Below are 17,097 nucleotides of genomic sequence, written 5' to 3'. Positions count from 1 at the left end.
TTCAAAAACCTCCTTAATAGATTAAGCCAACGATTGTGGCCGTTAAGAAACTAACTAATGTGGCGCCAAATAACAGTTTCAAACCGAAGCGAGCGACAACGATACCTTGCTTGTCGTTCAAGCTTTTGACTGCTCCAGCGATAATACCGATGGATGAAAAGTTCGCGAAAGATACTAGGAATACGGATACAATCGCGGTTGTTCTGCCTGAGAAGTGGAAGTTCCCGTTTGCTAAATCGGTCATGGCGACGAATTCATTGGATACCATTTTCGTTGCCATGATGCTTCCTGCGTGAACCGCTTCATTCCACGGAACACCAACTAGGAACGCAAACGGTGCAAAAACGTAACCGAGTAAATCTTGGAAAGAAAGTCCAAAAATACCACTGAAAATCGCGTTAATCATCGCGATAATCGCAACGAATCCAATCAGCATCGCAGCAACCGTGATCGCTACTTTGAAACCGTCCATAATGTACTCGCCTAATACTTCGAAAAAGCTCTGTTTGGCCTCTTCTTTGACTTCGAGAATATCTTCTTGTTCGGTGACTTCGTATGGATTGACAATCGAAGCGATAATGAAACCGCCGAATAGGTTAAGAACTAGCGCAGTTACGACATACTCTGGCTTCAAGAGTACCATATAAGAGCCGACGATGCTCATAGAAACGGTCGACATCGCGGACGCACAAAGCGTGTATAGACGATGTTTTGGCAGTAAACCAAGTTCTTTTTTCACGGAAATGAAAACTTCGGATTGTCCAAGAATCGCAGAAGCAACCGCGTTATATGATTCTAGTTTCCCCATTCCGTTGATTTTACTCAGCGCAAGGCCGATATATTTGATGATAAACGGCAGGATACGCCAGTGTTGCAAGATCCCGATGAGCGCCGAAATAAAGACAATCGGCAATAACACACTTAGGAAAAAGGACATTTGATCTGTGTTAACAAGCCCTCCGAATACAAAATTCACACCTTCAGCAGCGTACGATAATAGTTTCCCAAAACCGTCTGCAATTCCACCGATAAGCCAGTTCCCCGCGCTTGTGTTCAGCAAGATAAATCCTAAAATGAACTGTAATACAATCATGATGATAATCGGTCTAAATTTCACTTTTCTGCGGTCGTTACTCGCAATCCAAGCGATGCCTAGAACAACAATCAAGCCAATAATACCAATTAGATATTTCATTATGAATCCCCCAATAATTTAAAGTATGAAACAATCATTGCTATGTTCGGTAAAACGGTTTACTAATAATGGTTACACCTTTTCAGCAAGCGTTTACATTTAGCTTCCGAAAAAGTAAAACGGTTTACTTTTAGTAGTATATCATCAATTTCCCCCCAAGTGAAACAATATCCTCTCTCCGTGTGCTCACAAATACTCATCTTCGTCGTTAAAGTCTGCGCGCTGGTGCTCACATACCTTAGTATGCTCCGCTCCAGTGCTCGACTTTGCCTAGAATCTAAGCATTTGTGAGCACACGGAGGCGTGGCGGGATATCTTGTTGGGCGGGTTTTCTGTGACTCTTTTTATTTTGCGTTTTATTCTACCACACTTTTTTTCGTGCTTTGGCGAATTATGAGGTCTAGTGGCATTTTTTTGTTGGGCATTTTTTCGGTTGGGTTTTGTATGGCTTTTAGTAGATATTTGGCTGCGGTTTTGCCAATGTTGTAGATGGGTTGGCGAATGGTAGTCAAAGTTGGTGCCATGTATTCTGCGAGCTCGATGTCGTCGAAACCGATGATCGAGAGGTCGTCTGGAATGCTGATGCCGAGTTCAAGCGCTGCGCGGTAAGTCCCCGCCGCCATCTGATCGTTTGTTACGAATAATGCTGTAATATCCGTCGATGCTAGTAGCTTTTTCGATGCAACATAGCCGCCCGCCATCGTTTGGTCGCCTGCCATAATCCAATCTGGTGAGCCTGTTATTCCGTGTTCCTTCAAGGATGCTTGATAGCCTTGCAAACGTTCTTCTACCGAATAAAAAGAATCGTCTGATGTGATAATTCCAATTTTCGTGTGTCCGAGTGATAGAAGATGTTCGGTCGCCATGTATCCGCCTTCATAATCATCGATAAAAATATTGCCTTCCTCGCGATGATGTCGTTTGCGATCGAGCAAAATGTACGGTTTATGTAGCGCTTCCAGTTGAGTGAACACGTTTGACGCTAAAATATTCGGACTCGCGATTATCAAACCATCCACGGCACGATGTAAAAGCTCTTCGACATACAAGTCCTCACGCGTACTGTCCTGCGAAGAGTTACACAGTAAAATCATGTAATCATGCGCGTTCAAATAGTCCTCTGCGCCCTTGACCATCTGCGAAAAAAATGGGTCCGTTACTTCCGGTACAATCATGCCGATCGTATTTGTCCGATTCGTCACCATATTTTTCGCAAAAAAGTTCGGTTTATAGGCTAAATCTTTTGCGGTTTGAAACACTTTATTACGCGTTGCTTCGCTAAAACGACTTCCTTTACCGTTTAGGATCTGGGAAATAGTCGTAATCGAAACACCCGTTTTTTCTGCAATATCTCGAATCGTCGCACTCAATGTGGCTCGCCTCTTTTCACAGGAAAAATTACTTCTCCTCCATCATGCCACATTTCGGTGATTTTGTTAATAGTTATCTTTTGGATTTGCGTCATTTCCTGAAACAATCGACACGCCAGCGCTTGCTCCGATACGAGTCGCGCCCGCTTCAATCATCTTATCCACGTCTTCTTTTGTGCGGATTCCACCTGATGCTTTCACGCCGATATTTGGTCCAACTGTTTTGCGCATTAACGCGATATCTTCGGCTGTTGCGCCACCAGTTGAAAATCCTGTCGATGTTTTGACGAAATCAGTTCCTGCAGCTACCGCTAAACGGCATGCACGCTCTTTTTCTTCGTCAGTTAATAGGCACGTTTCGATAATGACTTTAACTAAAGCTTTTCCTTTGGCTGCATCGACAACGGCTTTAATGTCAGACTCAACTAGCGCGTCGTTTTTGTCTTTTAGGGCACCCATATTGATGACCATGTCGACTTCTGTCGCGCCTTTTTGGATAGCGTCTGCTGCTTCGAATGCCTTGGTAACGCTTGTATTAGCGCCAAGTGGGAAGCCGATAACCGTACATACGTCCACACCTGTTCCAGCTAATTGTTCATGTGCTAGCTCAATCCAAGTTGGGTTTACACATACAGATGCAAAATTATATTGTTTCGCTTCTGCCGTTAATTTTAGAATCATTTCCTTCGTTGTTTCTGGTTTTAAAGCTGTATGGTCGATCATTTTGGCGATATTCGTCATGATTAATCTCCTCGCTTTTCTATTATTTGTCTTCATCATAATACATCGTTGAACATTTGTAAAGTTATATTTGAAATTATGTTCAGACGAATTAATAATTTTCTTCTACTGTACTAATTCTTTCGCAGTAAACTGGTCGGTGATGAGGATATTAGCATATTCTCCTTGAAGCGCACCATGAATCGCGGCAACTTTCCTAGCTCCACCAGCAATCAGAATCGAGCGCTCTTTTTGCTTGAGTGATTCAAGTTCAATGCCGATTGTACGAGCATCAATTTCGACGCTACAAATCTGACCGTCTTTATCGTAGAAACGGGAGCAAATGTCACCAACGCCGGTTGTTTTTAGCAGTTTTTTCTCGGATTCATTGAAATAACCAAGTCGGAAAAGAAGCGCTTCATCACGGACGGTTCCTACTGTAAAAACGGCGATATTCGCTTGTTTCCCCATCTCTATAATATGGTGAATATGCCGGTCTTGTTCCACCATTTCTTTGACAGTCGCGTTGTCGAAAATAACAGGAAGCGGTAAATGGCGCGGCATCGTTTGGAAATTTTCGGCGAATAAGGAAATCGTTTCGGATGCGTAGGTGTTGACGTTAGAATGGCTAATCCCGCCTTTTAATTGAATAACTTCAACGCCGCGTACATCTTGTGGACGGATTTTTTTCGCGACTTCGTACATTGTTGTTCCCCAACTCACACCAAGAATATCGCCATTTTTGACGGTTTCTTCTAGGTATTCAGCGCCCTTTTTGCTGAGAAAATCGGTAATCGTCGTATATTCAGTAGTTGGGGAAAAGACGACATGTGCCTCTTTCAAGTTATATTTTTCTTTGAGTGCAGCTCCCAGCGCGTCCAAATCAGCGAATGGATCGGTAACTTTAATCTCAACATAACCACTTTCTTTGGCAAATTGCAAAAGTCGGGATACAGTTGGACGCGAAATGCCGAGTTGGCTGGCGATTTCTTGCTGGCTGTAGTCGGATTGATAGTAAAGTCGCGCTACTTCAATGCTTAGCTGCTGTTTTTGTTTATCCATTGGGTTTCCTCATTTCTAACAAATTAGAACTATGCTCGCTTTTATTATAGCAGTTAAACCTCTTTTACGTCATTAACAATAGCGGTCATGTATTTTCTATTATTGTATAACTACAGAAATCAGGTTCTCATTTTTTATTGTGCGCTGACCTGTTTTGCTTTGTATAGAACCAGGATTGCCGCAGCGAGTAGGATAACGCCCATCACGGCTGGCGCTGCGTGTCCGAGTGATACGTAGATGGCGCCTCCGAGTACGGGCCCGATGATTCTGGCTAGCGATTGAATGGACTGGCTGCCACCTTGAATCCGGCCTTGTTCGCTCGCATTGACTGATTTGGATAGCATACCGTTGAATGATGGTCCGAATACCGAATCACCGAAGCCAAATACGAAGAATCCAATGATGAAAAGTGGCACGGATGCGACCAATGTTGATGTGGCGATGAACGCGTAACCCACGAGCTCGGCGCCCATTCCTAACATCGCGATGTGCTTGTCACTGAGCTTTTTCAAGAGTTGGGGCATGATGAAGGCTTGTGAAATGATGTCTTGGAAGCCCATGATGGAAAATACGAGTCCGATGAGCGCTGGTTTCCAGTTGAATGTGTCGATGGTGAATTGGGACATGATGGCTTGTAGTGATCCGCTTGGTACCCACAGTAGGAACGCCGCGATAAGCAGTCGGTTTAAGTTTTTGATGGATAATATGTTGAAAAGTTGCAAAAATGGATTCAGTCGCGCTGGTGTGATTTTTTCGAGTCTATTTTTTGCGTGGAGGCTTTCTGGCATGAAGAAGAATCCGTAAATCATGTTCAGTAGTGCGATAACCGCGCCGAAGTAAAGTGGGGCGGTGTAGCCGAAACTGGTTGCGAGTAGCCCGCCGATGGTTGGACCCATGATAGAACCAGCGCCTGCCATCGCGCTTACCCAGCCGAAGTATTTCGTGCGCTGTTCGGGAGGCGTGATATCGGCAAAATAGGCGAAAATGGTGCTGATGCTACCGCCTGTTATGCCTTCGATAATGCGTCCTGCGAATAGTACCCATAGCGCTCCGCCGATTCCGAAAACGAAGAATCCGATAGCAGCGCCGAGTAAACTGACGATGAGTATAGGGCGGCGTCCGTATCTGTCACTTAGAGCACCGAGCACTGGGGCAGAAAAGAACATGCAGACGGCGTAAACGGACATGAGTAAGGTCACGACCATTGCTTGATCTCCGGGATGAGTTATATAAGGCTGTACTAAGAACGGGATGACTGGTGTGATAATGCTGAATCCGATTCCGATAAGAAATACAGAGATAAGGCCGAATACTAAGGCGTGCTTGTTGACGATTGGTTGCTTGTTGTTTGATTTGATTTCTGACATTGATTTCTCTCCTTAAGAGGCGTTATTTTGTTTCCAGGTAAACAATAACTTATTTTTGTTTCCTTGTCAACAAATTTTTCAGGAAATAAAAAAACAGCCGCGACTCTGAATATAGAGTTAAGCTGTTTCGCTTTTTTAGGATTTGTCATCTGCATTCTGTTTTTGGATTTCCGCATCTAAATGGTTACTGTAGTTTTTTAGAAATTTTAGCGTGGCGTTGAATTGTTCCTCCGTCACTTGCTCGAAAACGGCTTTATCACGGTCTTGGAACTCTTTATGCAACGTTTCGTGGATATCGAAAACTTCTTGTCCTTTTGTGGTCAGGCGGAAATAGATTTCTTTCTTGTTGTCTGCTTTTTGATAGCTTTCGATGAGGTCTTTTTCTATGAGTTTTTTCGTTAATTTACTGATGGCGCCTCGAGTCATGTAAAAGGCTTCCGCGAGTTTTGTCACGTTTGGCTCCGTCATTTTTCCGATATATTCGACGCCGTGGACTTCGGACGATTTGTATCCCTTGAGGCTCACTTCCATCTTGGACTTGTTCAGCGAGGCCATTTTGTTAAATACATCCCTGACGCCTGACATGATTTCTTCTTCCTTGTTCATGGCTTGCCCTCCTGCCTACTTCGTGCGTTCAGGACAATTATAACTTGTTTTTGTTTCTTTTTCAACAATAAAATTCAGAATGCTGCTGGATTGGAAGGTGTCGCAATCCACGCTTCTATTGGTGGCACAACTACTGGTGGAACGGCTACATCACCGGATATCCGTTTCAAGAATTGGCGGGTTCGTTCTTGTTTCGGTGCGCCGAATAATTCTGCCGGGCTTCCTTCTTCTACCACAACGCCGTCTGCCATGAACAATACATGATCGGAGACTTCCTTCGCGAATTGCATCTCGTGCGTGACGACAACCATGGTCATGCCTTCTTCCGCGATGGATTTGATCACGGCTAAAACTTCACCGACGAGCTCTGGATCGAGTGCCGAGGTCGGTTCGTCAAATAGGATAACTTCGGGATTTAGGACGAGCGCTCGCGCAATGCCGACGCGTTGTTGCTGTCCACCTGAAAGCTGGCTTGGGTAAAAATCGAATTTATCGCCGAGTCCGACTTTTACGAGGATGGCTTCGCTACGCTCGCGGGCTTCGGCTTTTTTGACTTTTTGGGCGATAATCAGTCCTTCCATCACGTTTTGAATCACGGTTTTATGCGCGAATAGATTGTAATGTTGGAATACCATCGCGGTTTGTTTGCGCAAAGCTATGATATCTTTTTTCGTCGCTTTTTCGGTAGCTACCGTCACGTCGCCGATTTCGATTAAGCCACCATTTGGCTTTTCTAAGTAATTGAGGCAGCGCAAAAGCGTCGTTTTCCCTGAGCCGCTGGGGCCTAGAATCGTGATCACCTCGCCTTTGTTGATTGTTAAATCGATGCCTTTTAGCACCTCTTGTTCGCCGAATTGCTTTTTAATTCCTTGTAAGCGTATCATCCAATCCCTCCCTGGTTATAGGCCGTGGCTCTGCGGTCTATGCGTGACGCGATTAGTTCGATGACGATTGTGACGCCCCAGTATAGCAGTCCTGCCGCGATGAACGCCTCGAGAAACTTGAGGTTGCTTGAGGCCACGATTTGCGCAGTTCCCGTGATTTCTTTGACAGAAACGAGGAAAGCGATAGACGATGCCTGCAAAAAGCCAACCGTGACATTCGTCAAATTCGGAATCGACTGCGCGAGTGCTTGCGGTAAAATAATGCGCGTCATCACTTGGAATTTGGTCATCCCGACCGAGTAACCCGCCTCGATTTGGCCACTAGGAACAGCAACAATACCAGAACGGATAATCTCGGAAAGATACGCCCCGGCGCTAAGTGATAACGCGATAAGTACGAAAATCGTGATCGGCACGCCGTTGATATTAAATGACCAGTCGTAGCGCTTCGCCAGGCTATCTAGCAGGAGTGGCAAGCCGAAATAAATGAGCATGATATGCATCACGATTGGCGTGCCGCGGACAAAGGACACATAGCCATTCGCCACATGATAGACACCCTTGACGCGATAAATACGTGCTAGCGCGACGCCAAGTCCAATCAAAAAACCAACAATCAGGGGTACAAATGTAAGCATTAAGGTAAGCGGGAGCGCCGTCAAAATTTCTTTAAAAGCCTCCCAAATAAACGGATAATCGAGTTGCATCGTTTGGTTCGCCTCCTTTTTTAGTCTAAAACTACGACCGGTGCTTTATGACGATTCGCGCGTTTTTCAAATACTTTTGCCGCTTGTTCTAGAATCAACACGACCGCGTAATAAATGATCGACATCGCGATGTAGACTTCCAGCGCGTGAGCCGTCGCCGCAATCAGCGCTTCCCCACGTCCCATCATGTCCATCAGCCCAATCGTGAACGCGAGCGACGTATCTTTCAGCGAACTAATCACCGAATTCGCCACATTCGGAAACGCAATACTCGCACTCTGCGGCAACACAATCCGGAAAAAGCTCTGCATCGGACTCATACCAACCGACATCGCGGCTTCCGTTTGTCCATAATCCACGCCCTTGATCGCGCTTCGGAAAATCTCCGAGAAAATCGCCCCATCACGCAGCGCATAAGTCACAATCACGAAATACGCCGGCGCCATCCGCGAAATATCGACACCAAACACGAGTAGTAACGCTGGCAAACCATAAAACACCAAAAATAACTGAATCAACATCGGCGTCCCGCGAATAAAGGAAAGAAATACAACTACCAACTGACTCAAAACTGGCACCCGAAACAACCGAATCACCGCCAAAATCAGCCCCAAAACAAGCCCAATCACCGTCGCATAAAACAAAACCTGCAACGTTATCATCAAATATTCCAGCAATGTCGGAATAAAATCAAAAATCAAATGCCAATCAAACGCCTTCCCCATCCGCGTTCCACTCCTTATTCTTTAAAATGTAAAAGCTACATCCTGCTTTAAACAAATCGAGCGAAAGCGGTTGTATTTCATGATTTTGGTGGAAGCCGGAAGCGGAGCATACTAGTGTATGTGAGAACCGGAAGTCCACTAAAATCGTGAAATGCGAGCGCTTGTCGCCGATTTATCTATCCTAGGATCTATTCTTTAAAAATCGACCGTGTAATCCGCACCCAACCATTTCTTGCTCAATTTACTAACCACGCCTTCTTCCTTCAATTCCTTCAAAGCCCCGTCCAAATCATCCGACAACTGCGACTCATTTTTGCGTAGCAAGAAGAAAACCTTCGAATTTAGCACAGGATCCCCGACAACTTTTTGCTGCGCGTCTGCCTGTTCATTCAGCAATTTCACCGCGAAAGGTGTCGTAATCGTTGCATCCGCACGACCCGTCCGAATTTGATTTGTCGCATCATTATTTCCCGTACCCGAATACACGATATTAATTTTATCCCCGTGCTCCTTATTGTATTTCTCCAAATACACCGCCGAATTACTCGTCGCACTCACAATCGCCGTCTTCCCAGCGAGATCCGCGACCGACTTAATATCCGTATTATCCTTGTTCACCGCCACCTGCAGCGGAAAAACATTATATGGCTCCTTATTAAATAAAAACTTCTCCTTACGCTCATCGTTCACTTCCATTTGATGCGCCACGAAGTCGATTTTATTTGTTTGCAAACTCAATAATAAATTCGAAAAATCCATCGTTTTAAACTCAAACTTGTACTGCGGCAACTTCTTATCCAGCGCCTTTACAAGTTCCACATCGTACCCCGTCAAATTCCCCTTATCATCAATAAAGCAGATATTCGGAAATTGCGTCCCAGTCCCAACCACAATCGTTTTAACATCCTTACCATTATCGGTGAGCGCATCACTCGACGCCCCCGTATCCGTTCCAAGCCCACAACCCGCGAGCAAAACACCACCTGCCACCACTAACAACGCCCCAAAAATCCACTTTTTCATCCAATCTCCCCTTAATTCGAATTAACTAGCACATCCACATCGCCTAATTCAGCAAACAACGATTCATCCAAAACCTTGCGCAAAAACACAATATTATCCCCTTCATACTCATGCTCATAAAACCCAACATAGCCGCGATGTTCATAAATCGAAACAAGCCAAGGATGCCGCGTCGCCGTCGCCAAGTAAACTGCAGGAGCCTTAATCTGCGCCACCAAAACCTGCTCCTCCACATAATCCAAAAGCGCCGTCCCAACACCTTGCCGCTTGAAATCCGGGTCCACCGCAAACCACCAAATAAATGGATACGGCTGAATCGAGCGCTCCCCTAAAGCCCACGGGAAAGCCACCGTCACCGTCGCAATAATCCGCCCATCACGCTCCAACACATAGTTCGCATTACGCCGAATATTCTCCTCCACCGTCGCCAAATCCGCCGTCGCCCCAACAAATTTGATATCCATCTCCTTCAGCGGCTTGTACCCCCGAATCGAGACATCATGCACGACCGCCGCATCTTCCAACTTCGCCAACCGAATAACATCCCCCACAAAAATTCCTCCTTAGTTTTTTTAGATTGATAAAACCTCCAAATAAAGCAAAAACTGTCACTCTATTATTTCGAGTAGGACGAATATTCTGCTTTAAACAAATTGAGCGAGAGCGTTTGTATTCCGCAAGTTTGGTGGAAGCCGGAAGCGGAGTGTACGACTGTACATGAGAACCGGAAGTCCACCAAACTTGCGGAATGCGAACGCTTGCCGCCGATTTATTGAGATTATGCTCCAGCTCATTAGTTTTGCGCCTCAACTTTGCTCGCGTAACGACTTTCCTTAAATGGCAAATCCAAATTCCCACGCAGCGTATCACTCACATATTCCCGATCATAATACCCACGCGCCTCCAAAATCGGAATCACTTTTGCAACAAAATCATCCAAGCCCTCGCCCAAAACTGGCGCTCCAAAAATAAAACCATCCGCCGCCTTGCCATCAAACCAAGCGATTAACTCATCCGCAATCCGCTCCGGCGTGCTCACAAAAGCCGATTTTGGCGTCGTCACCCGTAACGCCACCTCACGCAACGTCAAATTCTCACGCTTTGCATCCTCCTTAATTTTCCGCGTCGTCGCCCGAAAACTATTCTCACCAACCGTCCCAATATCAGGAAACGGCTCGTCCAGCGGGAACTTACCGAAATCAAAATGATCGAAAAACCGTCCAAGATACGCGAGTGCCTCCTCATCCGAAACCAAATTCTTAATTTTCTCATATTTAGCATCCGCGTCCGCCTGCGTCACCCCAACAATCGGCGCAAACCCAGGGAAAATCTTAATCTCATCCGCGTTCCGACCATTCGCCACCGTCCGCGCCTTCACATCCGCATAAAACGCCTGCGCCTCCTCGAGCGAACCACCATTCGTAAACACCGCATCCGCACTCTTAGCCGCCAAATCCTTCCCCGGCTCCGACGCCCCGGCCTGAAAAATCACTGGTTGCCCCTGCTTCGAACGTCCAATATTCAGCGGTCCTTCCACCGAGAAAAACCGTCCCTGATAATTCAAGCGGTGCAACTTCTCTCGATCAAAAAACTGCCCAGTCTCGCGATCCCGCACAAACGCATCGTCCTCCCACGAATCCCAAAGCCCCTTCACGACCTCCAAATGCTCCACCGCAATCTCATAACGCAGCGCATGTTCCGGATGCGTTTTCTTACTATAATTATTCGCCGAACCCTCAAGAGGCGACGTCACCGCGTTCCATCCAGCCCGACCATCACTAATCAAATCCAGCGACCCGAACTGCCTCGCCACCGTATATGGCTCACTATAAGACGTCGAAAGCGTTCCAACCAGCCCAATCCGCGACGTTACCGCAGCCAACCCCGATAGCACCGTCAAAGGCTCGAACCGATTCAAAAAATGCGGCATCGATTTCTCATTGATAAACAACCCATCCGCTACAAAAGCAAGCGTAAACCCAGCCGCCTCCGCCTTCAAAGCCTGTTCCTTATAAAACTCAAAATTCACACTCGCATCCGCCGGCACACTCTCATGTTTCCAAGCATTCATGTGCCCACCAGGACCATGCAACATCACGCCAAATTTAATTTTTCCCATCCATCATTTCCCCCTTCTCATCTCACATCCGCCGTCAAAATTGCCTCACTAATCAACTGCACCGACCGAAACCGCGCGTCCTGCCTCGCAACCGGCGTATGAATCACAAACTCATCCACATCAAAAGTCGCCCGCAATCGCACCAATTCCGCCTTTACCTGCTGCGCCGTTCCAACGATAATATCCGCCGCACGCTCCTCAATCTCGAAATCAACCACACCAGCCTGTCTCGCAAATTCCTCCGCCTGAGCCACCGTCTGCACCGTCACCGAAACACCCGTCGAAAGCGTCACCCGCACCACTTTCTGCTCACCCGCAAGCGCTCGTGCCGCGTCTTCCGTATCCGCCGCCAAAACCGGAACTGCAATAATCAATTCACCATCCGGATTCGCCGCCCGAAACGCCGTCACCGCCTCGCCAAGCGCCACCTCGTCACTATTAATAAATTTCGCAAAACAATAATTCACACCTTGCGCGCCCGCCAATTCCGCACTCGCCACACTCGCACCAAGCAAGAAAATCTCTGGCTTCGTTGGTGGATCAGGATCAACCCCAACACCCGCCAACGCATGATCCACAGGGACCTCATCATCCACGAACTGCTTCAAAAGCGCCAACTGCTCCGCAAAATCCGTTTTTCCCGACCGTCCAAACTGCAAAGCCTTCGTCGATAGCGGCAAACCACCAGGCGCCTTCCCAACACCTAAATCCACTCGATTCGGCGCTAATGTCGCCAATAAATTAAAGTTCTCCGCGACCTTATACGCACTATAATGCTGCAACATCACGCCACCCGAACCAACCCGAATCCGTTCCGTCCGCGCCAACAGATGCGACACCAAAACCTCTGGCGAAACACCAGCCAGCAATTTCGTATCATGATGCTCCGACACCCAAAACCTGTGATATCCCCATTCCTCGGCCTTCTCCGCAAGCGCAATCGTCTGCTGCAACGCCTGATACGCACTTTTTCCATCCGCAATCGGGCTCTGATCTAATAAACTGAGTCTAAATCCCATTTCTCCGCCTCCCTCAAAGCCGTTTCAAGCGCTGGCAAACCGAGCTCCGTCACGCCCCGATATGTATGCCCCCGACCAATTTCGACCACAGGAACATAACGCACCCCGTATTTCGCCTGCAAAATTTCCCGCTGCTCATCATGATCCGTCACATCAACCACCTGAAACTCGCGCCCCTCCTTCGTCAAATAATCCTTCACCTCCGCACAATACGCACAACCCTGTTTTGCCCAAACCACAATCGATAAATTTTCCGCCATCTCACTCGTCCTCCTTTTTAACTAATTTGCCCAACCTCACGTCTGCCAATCGCCACGACCAATTCCGTCAACTGCCCACGCAACCGCTCTTCCAACTCCACATCCCGAATTGGCACAACCGCCGCCTTATCCACCTGCGCATCCACCACATAAACCCCTTGCAAAACCTCGCCCTTCAACACACCGAGTAACGGTTTAAGCGCAAAATCAATCGCCAACACATGCCCGCTGCTCCCGCCAGACATAATCGGCAGAACAACCTTATTTTTCAAAATATTCTCCGGCAACAAATCCAAAACCGCCTTCAAAACCCCCGTATACGAAGCCTTATAAACCGGCGAACCCACAATCACGCCATCCGCCGCCTTCATATCCGCGACCAATTCCCCGATTCGCGCATCCTTAAAATTCGCGTTCACCAGCACCTCCGCATCAAAATCCCGCACCGAGTGAAAATGAACCTCCACCCCATCCCCTTGCAAAATCCCACCAGCATACCGCAAAACTTTCTCCGTCCCCGATTGCGCCGATGGACTACCAGACAAAATCACGATTCGACTCATCTCATCCCCACTTTCTTTTAAAACATATATATCCGATGCATTTACTATGAATTAAGACAAAAAAGAACCTCCCTTCCGAATTTGGAAAAGAGATCCCTCTTCTCCCCATTTGCCAGGCCAAAAACGCTCGCCTGCTGGAATTAGCACCGTTCTATCACTAGAGGTTGCTGTGGGATCAAAGGACCAGGTTCCTCCCCCAACTCTTAATAAGGACTGTATAATTTTTATGATTGGATGTATCTTACCATCTCCAAAATCAGATGTCAACAAATAGTTTGTCTTTTTAGATTAGTTAGCTTTTTCACAAAAAGGATAAGAGAAGGCTATATCTAGCATTCCAAGCCTCAATTTTTTTCTATCTGATACATATTCCGTATAACTGATGTTCGGCAAATCAGGCACCCCAGAACAAACCCACTCACATTTAAAATCACATCCGTCACATCCATAAAATGATTCGGATAAATAAACACAATATCTAAAAATAGCTGTACAGATTCAATCATCACCGAAGTAAGTAAACCGACACAGAAAATCCTCCCAAAAGAAAGTTTCGGCTTGATCACACTCACATAAACACCAAAAGGAAATAGCAACATTACATTCCCCACGATTTGATATAAACCCGCACCTTGCATAAACGGTATAACATTCATATAATCCGTCACCGCATAACTCCCAGCATCCAACAAATCGGCAAATACCGTAAACGGAAAAATCACAAACTTAATCAAAAATACCAAATAAACACCAAACAAAATCGTCGCAAAATAATACCTATCCAACTTCTTCCCTTTCAAAAGAAATCCCAAAGTTATCACCATCACGACAAGAATAGCAATCGCCAAGATAATAATACGAGCAGGATCATATGTTATGTCCATGCTAGCCATTCCCCCTAATGAACTACCCTTCAAAGCCTCGAACACAACCTCTTCTTATCCCACTTATACACAACAAAAATCAACACTGCAAAAACTGCAAACACAACCAAATAACCTAGCATCAAATTCGCATTTTCTCCAGAAATCACATCCATCGTGGAAGCAGAAGTATTGTATATTTTCGGCACAGTAAGCAGCATCAAATTTTTCACATCAAATCCACCTAAATTGGGAACAAGTAGCATGTATACAAATAGCGCGATAATACTAACTAACGTTGACCGCACAGCAACTGTCAGCAAAAAGAAGAAGCTACCGAATAAAATCAAGACCACAGATTGATACACAAATTGCATCGGTAATTCTGACAAATAATTCACACTTATGTTCGGCTGAATCCCCATCACTAGGTTGAATGCATACTGAATTCCTATAGAAATGAGAATCGTAGCTAAAACTGAAACAACAGCCACAACCGCTATCGACAAAAGCTTACTAAAAAATAACGATCTATAACCTTTCAATAGCAGCTGACTCTTCATTGTCCTATGCTTAAAATCAAAAAACGCAACGTGACAACTATATATACCAAACACAATAGGCAAAAACAAAATCGCAATGGACGTAAAAATTTGATTCGGAGCATTCAGTGGATTCAGCGCAACCTTTGCCGCAATCACACGATAATAATCATACTTCAATACGTTACTTATCTCCTCTGAATTCCCGTCCTTTGTAATTTCTAAATCCTCCGATAAGGCTTGCTTCAATGTAATACCATCTTTTTCGTACATTTGCATCGTATCATTAAAACGAACCTCTTTTTGGTGCAGCGAACTATATTGCGCATAGCTCGAAAAACCACATAGCACAACAAGAAACAGCAGCAATGTCATCACATATTTCGCCTTCCATTGATAAAATAATTGCATCCTGACACTATCCCACATACTTTTCATATACGCTCTCCAAATCTGCAAACTCATTTCTAGCAACATGGATTAATTCCGCATCATTGATCACAAAAACCTCATCCAAAATCCGATTATAAAAATCAAACTGGTGCCCGCAAACTAAAATAAGCATTTCCTTTTTGCATGACATTAATAATTTTCTGACCTGTTTCGCAGTCTCATAATCTAACCCATTAGAAACTTCGTCCAAAATAAGCATTTCCGGCTTTGTCAATATAGCAATAAGAATCGACAAAATCTTTTTTTGTCCCAGTGAATAGGATTTTACCTTTCTCTTTAACACGCTGACATCTATGTATTTCAACAACAATCCCTGCTCGTCCCCATCCAAATCCCGTCTAACTAGTAAAGCGATATTATCATACGCGTTTAGATTACTGTATAAACATGATTCATCAAAAACGGCAGTAATATTTCTCGATTTCACAACCTCACCAGAATAATCCTCAAACCCCATGATACAGTTGAAAAAAGTCGTTTTCCCCGCGCCGTTCTTTCCTAAGAAAAAAATAATGCCATTGGAATCTAGCCTCATGTTAACGCCAGATAGTACTATTTTGTTTTTAAATTTTTTATATAGGTTAATAATTTCTAGCATCCTATCACCTCGTTTATCTCAATAACTGACCCATTACAAAAGCAAAGCAGCTGACCTTTGAAATAAACTAAAGCGCAACTGCTTCACTTAAGTCTAAATTCCCTTACTTCAGATAACCCGTACCATTAGACTTCATTCTGTAATAATCTGATCTATCAAATTGTGCAAATGCAACATCGCCCCAAGGACTGGGTGTACCAATCTTATATGTTTTTGTTCCTCTATAATCTTTGTACCCTGTACCATTTGCGTAATTTGTAATTCCTTTTTTCCCAATTATATTCGGAAAGATATACCCTGCTTCTTGCCATTTGTTATTCTCTGCCACAGTAGTACCATTGTATTTATAACTTATATAATCTTTACACCAAGCAGCAAAACCGCCTCTTTTATATGAGTATGTCTTATTTTTATAAGCGGCTGCTTTGAGTAACATTTTAGTGTTTTGTGGCTCTTCCCCTGTTACTTCTTCAATCCCAACATTATCAATTTCAGAAATTGCTTGAGCTGTCGTTAAAGATTCTAAATCACTAAAACTCTCTTCTGCATTGACATTTAATGTTGGTGCGACCATTGTGAACGCAATGGTAAAAGAAAATGATAGCGCTAGTATTTTAACTTTCTGTTTACTTAACATAATTCAATCTCCTCTTTTCTTCTCTATTTTTCTGACCAATCCTTAGCATACATCAATATAAACAAAGTGTCAAATGTTACTTTTCAATGTAAAGAAAGATGCTTTTAATAGCCTCTAATATTAATAGAATACTTTAGATATCTTCCTTACAAAGTCTTTTATACAGGCAAATAATTCTCTTATACACCTTTCTAGCCAGTTTCCTTATTGATATTTTTATATAACTTCTGAATACTTCTTCATCCGAATTAAAGTTATATATGTATAAAATTATACGTATTAATCATTCTTCATATTAATAAACTCCAATTGAATTCATCATGAATAAAAAGCTCTAAATGTGTTTAAAAACCACAAAAAGCCCCTCAAAAGGAGCAAAAACCT

At 44.7% G+C, this 17,097-nt stretch carries 19 protein-coding genes and 1 riboswitch; all 19 genes read right to left on the bottom strand.

Features of this window, described 5'->3' with window-relative positions:
• Window positions 1-13: 13 nt before the first annotated feature.
• The gene (locus HCJ66_RS03645) at window positions 14-1,195 is read right to left on the bottom strand and encodes a NupC/NupG family nucleoside CNT transporter (protein WP_187131932.1); all 1,182 of its coding nucleotides are present in this window, start codon (window positions 1,193-1,195) and stop codon (window positions 14-16) included.
• Window positions 1,196-1,551: 356 nt separating this feature from the next.
• Window positions 1,552-2,565: a LacI family DNA-binding transcriptional regulator gene (locus tag HCJ66_RS03640; protein ID WP_187131931.1), complete on the bottom strand. Its 1,014-nt coding sequence runs from the start codon at window positions 2,563-2,565 to the stop codon at window positions 1,552-1,554.
• Between the two features lie 66 nt (window positions 2,566-2,631).
• A complete protein-coding gene (gene deoC, locus HCJ66_RS03635) occupies window positions 2,632-3,306 on the bottom strand; it encodes a deoxyribose-phosphate aldolase (RefSeq protein ID WP_187131930.1) in 675 nt (224 codons plus the stop codon).
• Window positions 3,307-3,411: 105 nt separating this feature from the next.
• On the bottom strand, window positions 3,412-4,347 hold the full coding sequence (gene deoR, locus HCJ66_RS03630; RefSeq protein WP_187131929.1) for a DNA-binding transcriptional repressor DeoR: 936 nt from the start codon (window positions 4,345-4,347) through the stop codon (window positions 3,412-3,414).
• A 134-nt stretch (window positions 4,348-4,481) separates the two neighbouring features.
• Entirely contained in the window at window positions 4,482-5,714 is a 1,233-nt protein-coding gene (locus HCJ66_RS03625; protein ID WP_187131928.1) for an MFS transporter, read from the bottom strand.
• A 135-nt stretch (window positions 5,715-5,849) separates the two neighbouring features.
• Window positions 5,850-6,320: a MarR family transcriptional regulator gene (locus HCJ66_RS03620; protein WP_187131927.1), complete on the bottom strand. Its 471-nt coding sequence runs from the start codon at window positions 6,318-6,320 to the stop codon at window positions 5,850-5,852.
• A gap of 74 nt (window positions 6,321-6,394) precedes the next feature.
• Window positions 6,395-7,204, bottom strand: a complete 810-nt coding sequence (locus HCJ66_RS03615) for an amino acid ABC transporter ATP-binding protein (RefSeq protein ID WP_187131926.1) — start codon at window positions 7,202-7,204, stop codon at window positions 6,395-6,397.
• Window positions 7,201-7,911: an amino acid ABC transporter permease gene (locus HCJ66_RS03610; protein ID WP_036061509.1), complete on the bottom strand. Its 711-nt coding sequence runs from the start codon at window positions 7,909-7,911 to the stop codon at window positions 7,201-7,203. Before HCJ66_RS03610 ends, HCJ66_RS03615 begins: the two co-directional genes overlap by 4 nt.
• Window positions 7,912-7,931: 20 nt before the next feature.
• A complete protein-coding gene (locus HCJ66_RS03605; protein ID WP_187131925.1) occupies window positions 7,932-8,636 on the bottom strand; it encodes an amino acid ABC transporter permease in 705 nt (234 codons plus the stop codon).
• Window positions 8,637-8,831: 195 nt separating this feature from the next.
• Entirely contained in the window at window positions 8,832-9,659 is an 828-nt protein-coding gene (locus tag HCJ66_RS03600) for an amino acid ABC transporter substrate-binding protein (RefSeq protein ID WP_187131924.1), read from the bottom strand.
• 11 nt (window positions 9,660-9,670) lie between these two features.
• Window positions 9,671-10,210 (bottom strand): GNAT family N-acetyltransferase, encoded by a 540-nt coding sequence (locus tag HCJ66_RS03595; RefSeq protein ID WP_187131923.1) that lies wholly within the window; start codon window positions 10,208-10,210, stop codon window positions 9,671-9,673.
• 242 nt (window positions 10,211-10,452) lie between these two features.
• Entirely contained in the window at window positions 10,453-11,778 is a 1,326-nt protein-coding gene (locus HCJ66_RS03590) for an LLM class flavin-dependent oxidoreductase (protein ID WP_187131922.1), read from the bottom strand.
• Window positions 11,779-11,795: 17 nt separating this feature from the next.
• Window positions 11,796-12,797 carry an LLM class flavin-dependent oxidoreductase gene (locus tag HCJ66_RS03585; RefSeq protein WP_187131921.1) on the bottom strand — a complete coding sequence of 334 codons (1,002 nt, stop codon included), beginning with the start codon at window positions 12,795-12,797 and terminating at the stop codon, window positions 11,796-11,798.
• Window positions 12,773-13,057 (bottom strand): glutaredoxin family protein, encoded by a 285-nt coding sequence (locus HCJ66_RS03580; RefSeq protein ID WP_187131920.1) that lies wholly within the window; start codon window positions 13,055-13,057, stop codon window positions 12,773-12,775. Before HCJ66_RS03580 ends, HCJ66_RS03585 begins: the two co-directional genes overlap by 25 nt.
• Before the next feature lie 17 nt (window positions 13,058-13,074).
• The gene (ssuE, locus tag HCJ66_RS03575) at window positions 13,075-13,620 is read right to left on the bottom strand and encodes an NADPH-dependent FMN reductase (protein WP_187131919.1); all 546 of its coding nucleotides are present in this window, start codon (window positions 13,618-13,620) and stop codon (window positions 13,075-13,077) included.
• A 102-nt stretch (window positions 13,621-13,722) separates the two neighbouring features.
• Window positions 13,723-13,833, bottom strand: a riboswitch (SAM riboswitch).
• Window positions 13,834-13,964: 131 nt separating this feature from the next.
• A complete protein-coding gene (locus HCJ66_RS03570) occupies window positions 13,965-14,504 on the bottom strand; it encodes a VanZ family protein (RefSeq protein ID WP_187131918.1) in 540 nt (179 codons plus the stop codon).
• 29 nt (window positions 14,505-14,533) lie between these two features.
• Window positions 14,534-15,463, bottom strand: coding sequence for an ABC transporter permease subunit (locus HCJ66_RS03565; protein ID WP_187131917.1), 930 nt, complete (start codon window positions 15,461-15,463; stop codon window positions 14,534-14,536).
• Complete coding sequence (locus HCJ66_RS03560) at window positions 15,444-16,076, bottom strand: ATP-binding cassette domain-containing protein (protein ID WP_187131916.1); 633 nt, start codon at window positions 16,074-16,076, stop codon at window positions 15,444-15,446. Before HCJ66_RS03560 ends, HCJ66_RS03565 begins: the two co-directional genes overlap by 20 nt.
• Window positions 16,077-16,179: 103 nt before the next feature.
• On the bottom strand, window positions 16,180-16,713 hold the full coding sequence (locus HCJ66_RS03555; protein ID WP_187131915.1) for a lacticin RM: 534 nt from the start codon (window positions 16,711-16,713) through the stop codon (window positions 16,180-16,182).
• Between the last annotated feature and the right edge of the window lie 384 nt (window positions 16,714-17,097).

This window comes from Paenilisteria portnoyi, from assembly GCF_014322795.1.
In the GTDB taxonomy this organism is placed as follows: domain Bacteria; phylum Bacillota; class Bacilli; order Lactobacillales; family Listeriaceae; genus Listeria_A; species Listeria_A portnoyi.
This window is presented reverse-complemented; position numbering and strand designations above follow the sequence as displayed.

What these genes read in the sequence shown, in the direction of transcription:
- HCJ66_RS03645 (WP_187131932.1), bottom strand. Translation starts at nt 1,195, where the DNA reads ATGAAATATCTAATTGGTATTATTGGCTTGATTGTTGTTCTAGGCATC.
- deoC (WP_187131930.1), bottom strand. Translation starts at nt 3,306, where the DNA reads ATGACGAATATCGCCAAAATGATCGACCATACAGCTTTAAAACCAGAA.
- deoR (WP_187131929.1), bottom strand. Translation starts at nt 4,347, where the DNA reads ATGGATAAACAAAAACAGCAGCTAAGCATTGAAGTAGCGCGACTTTAC.
- HCJ66_RS03625 (WP_187131928.1), bottom strand. Translation starts at nt 5,714, where the DNA reads ATGTCAGAAATCAAATCAAACAACAAGCAACCAATCGTCAACAAGCAC.
- HCJ66_RS03620 (WP_187131927.1), bottom strand. Translation starts at nt 6,320, where the DNA reads ATGAACAAGGAAGAAGAAATCATGTCAGGCGTCAGGGATGTATTTAAC.
- HCJ66_RS03615 (WP_187131926.1), bottom strand. Translation starts at nt 7,204, where the DNA reads ATGATACGCTTACAAGGAATTAAAAAGCAATTCGGCGAACAAGAGGTG.
- HCJ66_RS03610 (WP_036061509.1), bottom strand. Translation starts at nt 7,911, where the DNA reads ATGCAACTCGATTATCCGTTTATTTGGGAGGCTTTTAAAGAAATTTTG.
- HCJ66_RS03605 (WP_187131925.1), bottom strand. Translation starts at nt 8,636, where the DNA reads ATGGGGAAGGCGTTTGATTGGCATTTGATTTTTGATTTTATTCCGACA.
- HCJ66_RS03600 (WP_187131924.1), bottom strand. Translation starts at nt 9,659, where the DNA reads ATGAAAAAGTGGATTTTTGGGGCGTTGTTAGTGGTGGCAGGTGGTGTT.
- HCJ66_RS03590 (WP_187131922.1), bottom strand. Translation starts at nt 11,778, where the DNA reads ATGGGAAAAATTAAATTTGGCGTGATGTTGCATGGTCCTGGTGGGCAC.
- HCJ66_RS03585 (WP_187131921.1), bottom strand. Translation starts at nt 12,797, where the DNA reads ATGGGATTTAGACTCAGTTTATTAGATCAGAGCCCGATTGCGGATGGA.
- HCJ66_RS03580 (WP_187131920.1), bottom strand. Translation starts at nt 13,057, where the DNA reads ATGGCGGAAAATTTATCGATTGTGGTTTGGGCAAAACAGGGTTGTGCG.
- ssuE (WP_187131919.1), bottom strand. Translation starts at nt 13,620, where the DNA reads ATGAGTCGAATCGTGATTTTGTCTGGTAGTCCATCGGCGCAATCGGGG.
- HCJ66_RS03570 (WP_187131918.1), bottom strand. Translation starts at nt 14,504, where the DNA reads ATGGACATAACATATGATCCTGCTCGTATTATTATCTTGGCGATTGCT.
- HCJ66_RS03565 (WP_187131917.1), bottom strand. Translation starts at nt 15,463, where the DNA reads ATGAAAAGTATGTGGGATAGTGTCAGGATGCAATTATTTTATCAATGG.
- HCJ66_RS03560 (WP_187131916.1), bottom strand. Translation starts at nt 16,076, where the DNA reads ATGCTAGAAATTATTAACCTATATAAAAAATTTAAAAACAAAATAGTA.
- HCJ66_RS03555 (WP_187131915.1), bottom strand. Translation starts at nt 16,713, where the DNA reads ATGTTAAGTAAACAGAAAGTTAAAATACTAGCGCTATCATTTTCTTTT.